We start from the raw sequence: 12,243 nt of genomic DNA on the forward strand, positions 1-12,243 counted from the left end.
AGATGCATCTTAGCCAAGCCGCAAAACTGTCCTAAAAAGCAGGACCACTTCAAATCTACGCTCAATTAATTAAGATAGGTAAGTATGCCTCTCACGGTCATTAAGATGGTGTCCGGTGAGGCCTAGATGGCTATCATGTCCTTGCCTAGTTTTGACACCGTGACTTTTCCATCAATCGTTCCGAATAGCAGGTGGCAGCTTGAAAGTAGTGCGCAGGAAGCGGGCTTTGCACAATACATGTCCTGATTTGGGAGTGCGCACCGACTTAGTCGACAACCGGTAAGCTTGGCCTCCATCGAACGGCGGTTCCTGAAAAAGAGAGCGTTCATTGATAACCCAGTTTTTATGCTTGCCCGCATGACTAGGATACGGGCAAGCAAGATAGGGGCGTTTCGCCGTTCAACCCAAATCATTTTCGCCGTTAAAAAAAAGAGACCAGATTTCAGCGCGCATATTATCCCGCGCTTCATAATCGCGGATGGCTCGCTCAAGGTCGCGAACATCAGCTGTCTCTTTGTCAGCACCGATTTCAGTCAGGCGCATCGTGTACCACGCAGTGATCCCTCCCTCGGGCGCATTCGGAAACCTAGGAAATGCAGGCTCTGGCGTCTGGTTTTCCATCCAGAGATTGGGAAGGCTTGGCTCAAGCGCAAGTGCCCGAGCGAGGCCAACCACATCAACGGCGCCGCTCGTCACGGCCTCTTCGGCCTGCGCGCGCGTCTTGAAGCCGCCGGTCAGCATCAGGGGCTTCGTTGTCACCGTTCGGGCGCGTTTTGCAAATTCGAGGAAATAGGGTCCACGTCCAGCGCTATCAGAAGCAGATTTAGCACCAGGGAAATACGTGCCGCCGCTGATGTCGATCAGATCCACCGATGATTTGTCGAGCGCGGCCACCACTTGGAGCGCGTCGTCTTCGCCAAGCCCACCGATCAGCTGGTCTGATGAATTGAGCTTTACCGCAATTGGAAAATCAGGGCCGACCGCTGCACGTGTGGCATCGATGGATTCAAGCAGCAGCTTCATGCGATTGGCGGATGCGCCGCCATAGCCGTCGCTGCGTTTGTTGAATAAGGGCGACAGGAATTGGCTAAGTAAAAACCCATGGGCCGCATGAATTTGCACAACGCTGAACCCGGCCTGCTGTGCCAGTTTGGCAGTCTTGGCAAAGGTTAAAGGAACTTGCGTGATCTCATCCGGCGTCATTTCTGCACACCGAAGGCATGGCAGATCAAGCGCGCTTGGTCCCTTGGGGTTGCTGATGGGTGCATAAGCAAGCGCCCCGGCGTGACCGATTTGAAGCCAAAGCTGCGCGCCGTTTTGCGCGCCATGCTCGGCAAGTTCGCGAAACTTTGACAGAACGGAATCAGCGCTGAGCACCAGATTGCCCGGCTTTTCGGCGTAATGGGGTGTGGGCTGCACCTCGCCAATTATCGACAGGGCCAACCCGCCTTGCGCCCAACGCTGATAGAGTCAGTTTTGCTCAGGGGTCGGATGACCAGTGCCATCACCTAAGGAGTCCGACATCGCGGATTTCACAATCCGGTTTTTCAATACCACGCCGCAAGGCAGTTCGACTGGTTGAAACAGAGTTTCATTATTTTGCATGCGGCTGGCTCCTCTTTAATTTCAACGATTATTAGCATTACCACACAAACATGTAGGGCAAAACATCACGGCAGAGTTGGGCGCCAATCCTGTCATTCTTCGATCTGCACTAAAATAGCCCCCTGATCATGCGCTTATCGCAGTTTATGGGCAGCGTCGGCCCGCAGGCCAAATTTCGAGAACACCTGCACAGAGCACTAGCGCGCCGCCAACAAGCTCCAGTGGAGAGAGTCGCTCAGCGGCGATCAATGCGGCAGAGGCGGCACCCACGACGACCTCTGACATTAACAATAGCCCGACGCGCGCAGGCTCAAGCCGAACCGTCGCCCACATCAGACTGGCGATGGAGATGCTCCACCACAAACCACCAGTTGCCAAAGCCCAGCCCAACGGTTTTGCGATATCGCCGATACCGCTGGGCAGTGGGCCGAAGACCGGCGCGAGGATCAACGCGGTGATTGCCGCGCCAACGGCAAAGATGAATGCGGAGGGGCCTGGTGTCAGATCTGATTTAGCGCGCATGCCTGTTGTGCCTATCGACCACAGAATGCCAGCCGCCAGCGCCATCCATTCCCCCACTCCGCGCGGCAAGGGAAGCTCGCCTTCCGCGCCGAGCATGACAGAAAGCCCCGCCAAGCCCAACAGAATTGCCGCCAATCGCAGGCGCGAGATGGGCCAGCCCATGACGTAATGGCCAATAAGCGTGCTCCAGACCGGCGTGAGAAAGTAGAGAAGGATGATGATGGCCACGCGGCCATAAACAAAACCGATTGAATAAAGAGCAAAAGCAGCACCGCCCAAAGCAAGCGACGCCAGTGCAACAGGGTTGGCCTGTGAAAGCTGTTGCCGTCTTTGATATGCCACGGGAGAGAGCAACATTGCGGCAGCGGCGGTGATTGCCAGCGTCCCCCAAGCACCCGTCAAACCAAACCCGGACAGCGCCCTTACGGGTATCCAGTAAAAACCCCAAATAGCGCCAGCAAGGACGACAATCAACGTAGCCAGAAGCTGTGCTTGTTTGTCTACCATGAACCGCATCTTCCATTTCTATAGGGTTAGATTTTGCGTCACTATCAATTGTAATAGCCCTTATCTCAAATCATTTGATCTCCCCCCTAAAGTTAGATTATCTTTTCTTTATGTCTGACTGGTTACCCTCCCTTAATGCGCTGCGAGCCTTTGAGGCGACAGCCCGCCACCTGAGCTTTGTTCGGGCTGCAGAAGAACTGCGCGTCACCCCCTCGGCGGTAAAACAGCTCGTGCGGAAGTTGGAGAGTGCGCTAATCACGCCGCTTATAGAGCGGGATGGAAGTGGCTTGCGTCTAACGGCAGCTGGTCATGCAGGGTTAAAAGACATTGGGGAGGGCTTTGACCAGATCGCTCGGGGTGTTGCGCAGATAAGGACGCATGACGATCGAAAAAGGCTGATCATTTCCGCAGAGCCGTCATTCGCCACGGCATGGCTTGTTCCCCGATTGGATCGTTTTCGCGGCGCGTTCCCTGAGGTTGATGTACTCATCGACTCCTCGCTAGCCCTCGTCGATCTCCACAGGGGCGCTGCGGATGTGGCCATCCGGTTCGGCTCCAAACCTGAGGATGGTTTGGTTGCGCAGCGATTGTTTGATGAGACTCTTTGCGCTTTTTGCGCCCCCTCCCTAACCCAAGGTGAGGGCGCGATCCGGTCTTTAGAAGACCTTGATCGGGTTCCCCTTATTCACTGGGACTTAGCGGATCTTGATTGGGCCCAGGCGACGCGGGCGTGGATGGGCTGGGAGCCTTGGCTTGGGCGGCTAGGGGCCGGGCATATCGACAGCAGCCGGGGTATTAAATTCAGGGATTACAGTCTCGCCGTTCAGGCTGCTATCGCCGGTCAGGGTGTCGTGCTGGGCAGCTTACCTGTCATGCAGGATTTCGTTTCTTCAGGATTGTTGGTGCGCCCGCTTCTTGCGAAGGTCGAAACTGATATTGGCTATGATCTCACAGCAACGACGGCAGCGATTGAAAAGCCGGAAGTGCGCGATTTCATTTCTTGGGTCACGGGCGAAACAAACCAAACGAAATCTGCCATTCAATAACCGGTTGAGTTTCCGGTAGCTGAGGCCACTCAAATGATAGAAGCATTGCGCATAACCCATTGCGCCCCCTTCCTTGAAGTACGGCCCTCAAATCAACTCGCTCAGCGCTCAAATTTTGGAACCAAGGTTTTCACATCATTCTGTAGCTTCGTCAAAGATATGGCGTTCGGTCTTTCAGAAAAGCGCACCAGTCAGCGCAGTGGCGACCCCAAGTCGCGTATCGGCTAGTAATAGCCAAAGAACATGTTTTGCACCAATACTAACGTTTGGCTGCAAGCACCCCAAAGCGTCTTGGTCGATCCGAAATTTGAAATGCTTTTCCTTCACACAGCAACCCATATTGCATCCTATTCATGTAGAAGAATCGCTGTCTTTTCCACGACTGGCGATCCTACCAAATCTCCCACCGCCTAAACCCGCGGCACGTCATGCAAGCTCGTTGTGGCGCAAATCGCTACCTGCCCTAGCGGTAAAAAACGACAAATCCGTCTAAGAAATCAGGCGTATGTCGGGCTTTGATAGCAGTGGATTAAGTCTAGATGGTCCGCTCTCCTGCCGCGTTCTGGAGATCAGCGCGCAATCACGATGTCAGCCCGCAATCCGCCCAGACGCTCTGACGCGCCCATGCGCAGCACGCCACCATGGCTGCGCGCCACATCAACCGCAATCGCAAGACCCAGACCCACGCCACCACCATTGTCCTGATTTCTAGACGGATCAAGACGGGTAAACGGGCGCGTGGCTTGCTCTCGCTGGTCCTCGGGAATACCGGGGCCGTCGTCCTCCACCCGGATGCGCAGGGACTTTTCGCTCAGCATGACAGACACTTCGGCCCGTGTGCCATATCGCACCGCGTTCGAGATCAGGTTATCTACCGCTCGGCGCATGGCAATCTCGCGCAGCCGGACAGTCCCCTGCCCCGCGCCGTCACGTGCCATCAAAGTCACATCACGCCCCGCACGCTGTGCACCCTCCACGATATCAGCAACCATCGCGATCGGATCGACCTTTGTCGGCTCTCCCTCAGCGGCCCCTTTGGCAAAGCTTAAGAACTCGTCCAGCATACCTTGCATATCGTCCACATCGCGGAGCAGCGACGCGGCATCATCCTCATCCAGCATCGCAAGGCCCAAACGCAGACGTGTCAACGGCGTGCGCAGGTCGTGGCTGACCCCTGAAAGCATCAGGGTCCGCTGCTCAATATGGCGCTCGATCCGGTTACGCATGTTGACGAAGGCGTTGCCAGCCGCACGCATCTCGACGGCGCCTGCCGGCGTATAGGGGATGTGGCGTCCCCGTCCGAATGCCTCTGCCGCCCGTGCCAACCGCTTGATCGGGCGCAGCTGGTTGCGCAGGTAGATGCTCGCGATCAAGGTCATCACCACCCCGAAAGCAATGGTATAGACAAACAGCTGGTGCGGATTGGCCGCCGAGATCCGCCTGCGATCAAAGTCAATCCGCAAGAGACCCTGAGGGCTATCTACATAAAGCTTGACCAAGCCACTCTCGACCAGATCAACCGCCACGAACCCGTCGAGCCGTTCCGAGAGCCGCTGCGTCAGCACCCTGCCGGAATAGTCATACCAGAGCCGAGCATTTTGCGGTGTCGTCACTGTCGCAGGCATGATGCCATACTCTAGCGGAGTTAACTGTGTATCGACATCGCGTACCGCTTCGATTGCGTTCGGCGCCGCATCCGCAACTTGAAGCACAAGCGCCAGTTCACGCAAGACTGTATCACTCATCTGGTGCGTGACACCCTCGAAGTGCCGCTGCGCAAAGATCACCGTGACCACAAGCTGTAAGAAAACCACCGGCAGTAGCAGGATCAAGGCTGCACGCCCGTAAATGCCCCGCGGCATATAGTGTTTGAGCAAGTCGAATGACATAAGCTAAACCTAAGCGGACAATCCCCCGAGTGAAAGGCCAAACCATGCTGCCACCAGATGACTTCAACCCGCCCGTTGGGGTGGCCCAAACACTTGCTCCAGGCCTGCGACGCATCGTGGCCCCCAACTCTTCGCCCATGACCTATCGTGGGACGAATACTTATTTGCTTGGCGAAACCGCGCTTGCCGTGATTGATCCGGGGCCCGATAGCGCGCCGCATTTATCTGCGATTTTGCAGGCAGTTGGTCCGGATCAACACGTCAGTCACATCATTGTAACCCATACCCATATGGACCATTCGCCACTGGCGGCAGCGCTGTCAGACCGAACAGGTGCGCCCATACTTGCCTTTGGCACGGCGGATGCCGGACGCTCGACAGTGATGCAGCAACTGGCCGATGCGGGCACCGTGGGCGGTGGTGAAGGAATTGATGCAGCCTTCTCTCCCAATCAGACAGTCGCAGATGGTGACATCATTACCGGAACCGGTTGGAAACTGGATGTCATCCACACCCCAGGCCACATTGGCAATCATATCAGCCTTGGCTGGGGTGATGCCTGCTTTACCGCCGACCATGTGATGGGCTGGGCCTCTTCATTGGTATCTCCGCCCGACGGTGATCTCACCGACTTCATGCACTCCTGTGCGCGCCTGCAAGCCCGTGACTGGCAGGTGTTCTATCCAGGACATGGCGCACCGGTCGAAGAGCCAAATGCGCGGCTCGATTGGTTAGTGGGCCATAGACGCAAACGCGAGACGGCGATTCTAGCGTTGCTTTCAAAAGGTCCCTCCTCCGCCCCCTCCCTTGCCCGGATCATATATACCGACACCCCAGCAGCTCTGCTCGGAGCAGCCGTACGCAACGTGCTGGCCCATCTAATTGACCTCAATGGTCGTGGCCTCGTCACCCACTCAGAAGCCCTAAATGAAAGCGCCATTTTTACTCTCAACGAGCCGGTGTAAATTTTTTCATAAATCTCCGCGAAACCCTCTGGACGCGCCAAAATACCACCGCTATACGGTGCGGACCGTTCCGACGTAGCTCAGCGGTAGAGCAGTTGACTGTTAATCAATTGGTCGTAGGTTCGATCCCTACCGTCGGAGCCATTTTACCTTAATATTTCATGCACTTGCCTGAAATGGACAAAGGTTCTTTGGCATAAGGTTTTTCACAGTAGTCGTATAGTAGTCAGTCTTGCTGGAAGAGATCATCTGATGTGTGAGTTGCATTTTTTATCAGCTGCACTGAAAATATGAGATACCCTGACTGACGGGGAACGCTGACTATTTCCTCTCAACCACATGGGCAGATAGCGGACCTTCGCTGCGTCTTGCACCGACGGCAGCTTTGCGCAGATAGCGCACTTTGCAAAGTCGCACGAACGGCCCACAGGAGACATTCGTTGATATTGCAGCGAACGGCGGCTCTGAGCGCCTCGTGCTCAATGCTGCCGTCCTTTTGAGCGAGGGGAGAGTCGAGGCGAAGGCCGGATCCCAGCTCCGAGCTGGAAGCCACGTCGAAATCCTAACATCGGCACGAAAACAATCTATGATTTTGGGGCAACTGGCTCCATTGTGCAAACCTTCAAATTGGTCTCACATCCGCTTAAGTCAGACAAAAATCATGCTTCTACCTTGGTCACCTCGGGTTTAAGATCAACGGCGCTATCGTTTGCAACCAACAGTGGCCCTATATCAAACTGGGAAGTGGCCTCTATCCGTTCCGAAAGTGACTCAAAGTTGCAAAAATTGTCATTTTGTTTTAGCATTCTACACTGTGGCCTCGTTATTAGGGATCTGTAGATGACTAGCTCCAAGATCATAATATTATTATCGATACTGGGACTGGGCGGTGCAGCGTTTTGGTCAGAATACTTCAGATTAGATGAACTGCAAACAACTTGGATCACAACAGAGGTCTCTAAAGATGAGTTGATTGATCTGGTCACGGCCACCGGTACATTGAAAGCGGTTAGCACAGTTGATGTAGGTCCTGAGATATCAGGGCGTATTTCAAGCGTATTAGTTGACTTCAATGATCGCGTGGAAAAAGGGCAGACTTTGCTGACACTCGACCGACAAAGCTTTGAAGCCTTGAAATCTGAAGCGGACGCCACTTTGAAAATTGCCAAAGCAGGCGTCGCGGTTAAGCAGGCCGAGTTGGAACGTGCGCATGCCGAATTAGATGAGACGATCGCCAGCCGTGCCGTTTACCAGGCTCGCCAAGATCAGGCCTTCGCGAGGCTCAAGGGGGCACAATTAAAATTGGACCGAAACCGCGTACTTTCAAAGCAAAAGCTTGTTCCAATCTCGGAAGGCGAAACTCTGGAAACCGAAATAGACATCAGCGCCGCCGCCCTGAGGGAAGCGGAGGTGCTTCTGTCGACCCATGCCACCAAGGTTGCCGCAGCTAAGGCCGATGTTGCGCGGCAAGAGGCGGCGCTAGCGAGCCAGAATGCAAGCGTGCCTTTAGCAGAGGCCACACTCTCGCTTAGAAAGGTCGAACTGGAGCGGACTGATATCAAGGCACCGATCAGCGGGGTCGTCATCAACAAAACTGTATCAGCAGGACAAACCGTAGCTGCAAGCCTTGAGACTCCGATCCTTTTGACCATTGCTCTCGATCTCACTCTAATGGAGTTACATGCAAGCATTGATGAGACCGATATCGGACGTATAAAAGTAAAGCAAAGGGTCAATTTTACCGTCGATGCGCATCCGTCCCGTGTCTATGAGGGGAAGGTCATCCAAGTGCGCATGTCACCCGAAATCATCCAGAATGTTGTTACATATACTGTTGTCATAAGTGCCAACAATGCTGACCTTTCGTTGTTTCCCGGTATGACAGCGGGGGTGGAAATCGTCGTCACCGAAAGCGAACCAGTGTTGAACGTCCCGATGGCTGCGGTGAACTACCGAGATAGCAGGCTAATACCGCCCGTGGCGCGCACCGGCGAAAAGGACGACAGCGCTGCAATCTGGCTGCTAATGAAAGGTGAGGAGCCGAAGGCGATCACAGCTTACCTTGGCATCCGGAATACGTCCCATATCGAGATCACGGGTACTGATCTGATACAGGGTGACAGGGTTGTCGTTGGCGCAATTGAGAGGAAAGCCGAGGGCGTGTCTCTGCTGGATAAGCTTGGGATCGCATGGTGACACTTTGACATTAATATCAGCACATTCTGTTTCGCATTACTACAGATCCGGCGCCGGCGCCGTGCTGGCGCTCGATAAAATAAGTATCGATATCGCCTTGGGCAAGATGATAGCGATCATGGGGCCATCTGGATCGGGAAAATCCACTTTGATGAACTTGTTCGGGCTTCTCGATACTCCCAGCAAGGGGAGCATCATTTTTGAGGGCCGAGATGTGTCGACCCTTAGCCCGAGCGACCGGGCCAGATTACGGGGCCGTCGCATCGGTTTTGTTTTCCAAGCTTACAACCTCCTCCAGAGACTTACCGCTGTTGAGAACGTCGAGGTGCCGCTCATCTATGCAGGCGTTAAACCGCGAGAACGACTTGAACGTGCGCGGATGGCGCTGGCGCAAGTGGGCCTGGAAAACCGCCTGAACCACTGGCCTGCTCAGTTGTCGGGTGGCGAGCAGCAACGTGTCGCGATCGCGCGAGCCATTGTATCCGCTCCCGCGCTGATCTTGGCGGATGAACCCACGGGTGCCCTCGATAGCAAAACCGGGGATGCTGTCATGGAGATCCTGCGGGCGTTGGCGCAAGGCAACACTTCGGTTGTCCTGGTGACGCATGATCAACGCATAGCCTCTGGCGCGGACCGGATAATCGCGCTCATGGATGGACGCTTAGCAAAAGGGGCAGACACTCCTGCCGAACCTGGCAAATACTTATTCCGGCATACTACCGATTTCGCCCGGATGAATAAATCATGACTATGTCCAGCGACTCTTGGCGGATTGCAAAACGCTCCTTGCGCTCGAGCCCACTGCGCGCCGTACTGACCGCACTTGGGATCATCATCGGGGTCGCCTCAGTTGTCACTATGGTCTCTATCGGCAATGGAGCCAGAATCAAGATCGATACACAAATCGAATCTATGGGTGCAAATGTTATCATGATCCTGCCAAGAGGCTCGCGCGAGTCGGGAATTACACAAAAGGACACGTCCAAAACCGCTGTTCTGCAAGAGGATGCCGCAGCTATTACGAACGAGGTCGTAGGTGTCACCGCAGCGGCACCATCTTTGCGCATGCCCGCACAGGTCATTGTGGGAAGTCGCAATTTGTGGACGCGGGTCCAGGGCACTAGCAGCGCCTATTTCGCTGTGCGTGAATGGGAAATCGACGCGGGGCGCATGTTCTCTGCGCAAGAAGAGCTACATGCGGAGAAGGTAGCCCTTCTGGGCCGGACGGTCGCTGAAGGGCTATTTGGCGAAGCGGGTGATGCAATTGGCAAAAAGATCAGGGTCGGGCATTCGCATCTTTTGGTCATTGGAACGTTGGCACCCAAGGGGCCATGGGGCGCAATTCAGGATCAGGACGACGTGGTCATCGTTCCAATCGGCACGATGCGGCAGCGAATTATAGGGCGTGCCAACCAGATCAACAGGAATTCGGTCGATTATTTGATCGCCAAGGCCGCCAGTCACGATGATGTGGACCTGGTGATCCGAGAAATCACTTCCCTGCTGCGGCAAAGGCACGGCGTCATCGGCAGCAAACCGGACCCGTTCACCATATCGGAACCCACTGTTGGATTGGACGCGCAAAGTGAATCGGCAAATACATTCACATGGTTGCTTGCCACGATCGCGTCGATTTCTTTACTTGTGGGGGGCATCAGCATAATGAATATCATGCTGGTTTCGGTGGCGGAGCGCCGCCGCGAGATCGGTATCCGCGTCGCGATGGGCGCAACGCGTCGCCATATCCTGTTTCAATTTCTGATCGAAGCATTGGTCCTATGCGTCGCTGGTGGTGTGCTGGGACTGATGCTGGGGGTCGGCACAGCTCTCGCGATTTCCCATTTCGCCCAGTGGCCGGTTTTCATATCGATGCAAATGATGTTTCTTGCCGTTCTGTCTGCGGCCGGGGTCGGTCTGTTCTTTGGCTTTTATCCGGCGATGCGCGCTTCTTCGGAAGATCCAATCAGCTGTTTGCGGGCCGATTGACCGAAGCGTCGCTAAAGCTCAGGTTGATTGCGAAGACGTACGGTAAGTAATTCTAGGGTACAAAGCTTGAAAGATGCTCGACCATCAAAAAGGCCCTTGCCTTGGGGAAAGGGCCTTTGTCTTTCATTCAGATACAACGATCAGGGTGCTTCGCTCCCGACGCCGCAGGCGGCAAGGATAGCCTGGGTGTATTCACCAGTTTTAACCCCCGGAGCGACTTCCCGAATAAACTGGTTCAGGTTATTGAAGCCATTATCCTTTAGAAATTGTTGGACGTCGCCCAGGTTCTTGGCACCGGGTACCAAGGAGCTGCAGTCAACGCCTGCATTTGCTGTTCCTGCGATGGTCATAAATGAGATGACTGCGAGTGTTGGGAAAATTTTCATGATAACCTCTTTAATTGAGTTTCCGAGGAGTCCCTTTATAGCGACAACTGCTAACTGCGCATCGCCCGTTTGAGGAGGAAATTTGGGGAACTCATCCCTCGAACGAGCGAGACTTAGCTGAGTTCTTGAGCCAAGAGGCGAAGGCACCGCCGGTGGTTTGGTGGTGCAATTGTCGTGTACCACTCACCCCAACGTGTGATTCACCATCGAAACTAACTCGGCCTGTCGGTTAGTTCCTGTCTTTTGAAATATTGATTTTAAATGGCTTTTTGCAGTCCAAATCGACACGTTTAGCTTGCTGGATGTGTCCTGCAAACTGGTACCTTGCGCTAGAGCATACGCCACACGCGCCTCGCATTTGGTCAAGTCATATTCGCGCTCTAATTGTGCGGCTGCAATTTTCGACGACCGTCGAGTCTTTCGGATGATCAGCATCAGTTTCGTTCCCGCCAGCAGTGATTGTAATTCACGCGGCAGATAGACTGCGTCAATGTGTAGATACCACTTGTTCCCGATGTCGAAGCTTCTCGGCCTTGGCAACCGCTCTGCTTCGGATGCTCTCTGGCAGGCGGAAATGTAGTCACGAAGTTTGCTCCCAATGGATTTGTTTCCAAGCGAAATTCCTTCGAGAAATTGCGGCCAATTGACCGTAACTTCTTTACAATTTGACGGCCCAATGTTTGCGAGCGCACCGCTAGGTAAAAGACCTATTATCGTAGTTAACTCGTTCTTCACCATCAACGGCCCAACAAAACGGCTACCTGAATTCTGCATGGTCCCCCCCCGGGTTCAGTGTATTTGAGTACTATTGTATCAACTGAAGCGGGTATAACTAACCTCGGTCACCCGAAGCATAGCATGGATCGAGATAGCTGCGAAGCTTTGCATGGGCTGATGGGATCGGTGAAGCGCAACCGAACGCATTGCCACGGGCTCGAATCCTCATAACGCTGCCATTCGTTCTGTATCCTTACTGGGCCAATGAAGAAGACGGGCGAGGAACTTCGAACCCGCAGCAAGGTTCGATTGCATAGTTTCTCTATCCACATTGCGGCCTTTCGACCTCAGCGCAGCGAAAGTCCGGTTTCTGTTGAATGTCACTGAGAGCTGACCCGGTAGCCCCATAAATTGTCACTGAGAA

Annotated in this window: 10 protein-coding genes, 1 tRNA gene and 1 pseudogene; 6 read left to right on the top strand and 6 right to left on the bottom strand. The window is 54.3% G+C overall.

The features are described from left to right. Positions 1 to 399 precede the first annotated feature (399 nt). The 3 genes and pseudogenes from V7730_RS19985 to V7730_RS19995 form a co-directional block, all read right to left on the bottom strand. Positions 400 to 1,452: pseudogene (locus V7730_RS19985) on the bottom strand (oxidoreductase); the annotation flags it as partial. 18 nt (positions 1,453 to 1,470) lie between these two features. Further along, positions 1,471 to 1,605 carry a hypothetical protein gene (locus V7730_RS19990; protein ID WP_335749336.1) on the bottom strand — a complete coding sequence of 45 codons (135 nt, stop codon included), beginning with the start codon at positions 1,603 to 1,605 and terminating at the stop codon, positions 1,471 to 1,473. 144 nt (positions 1,606 to 1,749) lie between these two features. Further along, on the bottom strand, positions 1,750 to 2,634 hold the full coding sequence (locus tag V7730_RS19995) for a DMT family transporter (RefSeq protein ID WP_335749337.1): 885 nt from the start codon (positions 2,632 to 2,634) through the stop codon (positions 1,750 to 1,752). Between the two features lie 74 nt (positions 2,635 to 2,708). Between V7730_RS19995 and V7730_RS20000 the strand changes: the two genes are divergently transcribed. Next, positions 2,709 to 3,680, top strand: a complete 972-nt coding sequence (locus V7730_RS20000) for a LysR substrate-binding domain-containing protein (RefSeq protein WP_335749338.1) — start codon at positions 2,709 to 2,711, stop codon at positions 3,678 to 3,680. 569 nt (positions 3,681 to 4,249) lie between these two features. Here the strand turns inward: V7730_RS20000 and V7730_RS20005 are convergent. Continuing rightward, on the bottom strand, positions 4,250 to 5,569 hold the full coding sequence (locus V7730_RS20005; RefSeq protein ID WP_335749339.1) for an ATP-binding protein: 1,320 nt from the start codon (positions 5,567 to 5,569) through the stop codon (positions 4,250 to 4,252). A gap of 44 nt (positions 5,570 to 5,613) precedes the next feature. Between V7730_RS20005 and V7730_RS20010 the strand changes: the two genes are divergently transcribed. The 5 genes from V7730_RS20010 (at position 5,614) to V7730_RS20030 (ending at position 10,716) form a co-directional block, all read left to right on the top strand. After that, positions 5,614 to 6,534, top strand: coding sequence for an MBL fold metallo-hydrolase (locus tag V7730_RS20010; protein ID WP_335749340.1), 921 nt, complete (start codon positions 5,614 to 5,616; stop codon positions 6,532 to 6,534). 69 nt (positions 6,535 to 6,603) lie between these two features. Next, positions 6,604 to 6,678 (top strand) — tRNA-Asn (locus V7730_RS20015). Between the two features lie 696 nt (positions 6,679 to 7,374). Next, on the top strand, positions 7,375 to 8,730 hold the full coding sequence (locus V7730_RS20020; protein ID WP_335749341.1) for an efflux RND transporter periplasmic adaptor subunit: 1,356 nt from the start codon (positions 7,375 to 7,377) through the stop codon (positions 8,728 to 8,730). 4 nt (positions 8,731 to 8,734) lie between these two features. Continuing rightward, on the top strand, positions 8,735 to 9,478 hold the full coding sequence (locus V7730_RS20025; protein WP_335749342.1) for an ABC transporter ATP-binding protein: 744 nt from the start codon (positions 8,735 to 8,737) through the stop codon (positions 9,476 to 9,478). Further along, entirely contained in the window at positions 9,475 to 10,716 is a 1,242-nt protein-coding gene (locus tag V7730_RS20030) for an ABC transporter permease (protein ID WP_335749343.1), read from the top strand. The genes V7730_RS20025 and V7730_RS20030 overlap by 4 nt, the downstream gene beginning before the upstream one ends. 140 nt (positions 10,717 to 10,856) lie before the next feature. On the opposite strand, the gene V7730_RS20035 is transcribed toward V7730_RS20030, so the two are convergent. Together V7730_RS20035 and V7730_RS20040 are read right to left on the bottom strand one after the other, a co-directional pair. Continuing rightward, positions 10,857 to 11,102 (bottom strand): hypothetical protein, encoded by a 246-nt coding sequence (locus tag V7730_RS20035; protein ID WP_335749344.1) that lies wholly within the window; start codon positions 11,100 to 11,102, stop codon positions 10,857 to 10,859. Positions 11,103 to 11,285: 183 nt separating this feature from the next. Further along, positions 11,286 to 11,876: a helix-turn-helix transcriptional regulator gene (locus V7730_RS20040; RefSeq protein ID WP_335749345.1), complete on the bottom strand. Its 591-nt coding sequence runs from the start codon at positions 11,874 to 11,876 to the stop codon at positions 11,286 to 11,288. Positions 11,877 to 12,243: the final 367 nt, after the last annotated feature.

The organism is Sulfitobacter sp., from assembly GCF_036961165.1.
Classification (GTDB): domain Bacteria; phylum Pseudomonadota; class Alphaproteobacteria; order Rhodobacterales; family Rhodobacteraceae; genus Sulfitobacter.

Bases quoted from the DNA above. Each gene is read 5' to 3' on its own strand.
- V7730_RS19990 (WP_335749336.1), bottom strand. From the start codon at position 1,605: ATGCAAAATAATGAAACTCTGTTTCAACCAGTCGAACTGCCTTGCGGC.
- V7730_RS19995 (WP_335749337.1), bottom strand. From the start codon at position 2,634: ATGGTAGACAAACAAGCACAGCTTCTGGCTACGTTGATTGTCGTCCTT.
- V7730_RS20005 (WP_335749339.1), bottom strand. From the start codon at position 5,569: ATGTCATTCGACTTGCTCAAACACTATATGCCGCGGGGCATTTACGGG.
- V7730_RS20010 (WP_335749340.1), top strand. From the start codon at position 5,614: ATGCTGCCACCAGATGACTTCAACCCGCCCGTTGGGGTGGCCCAAACA.
- V7730_RS20020 (WP_335749341.1), top strand. From the start codon at position 7,375: ATGACTAGCTCCAAGATCATAATATTATTATCGATACTGGGACTGGGC.
- V7730_RS20030 (WP_335749343.1), top strand. From the start codon at position 9,475: ATGACTATGTCCAGCGACTCTTGGCGGATTGCAAAACGCTCCTTGCGC.
- V7730_RS20035 (WP_335749344.1), bottom strand. From the start codon at position 11,102: ATGAAAATTTTCCCAACACTCGCAGTCATCTCATTTATGACCATCGCA.
- V7730_RS20040 (WP_335749345.1), bottom strand. From the start codon at position 11,876: ATGCAGAATTCAGGTAGCCGTTTTGTTGGGCCGTTGATGGTGAAGAAC.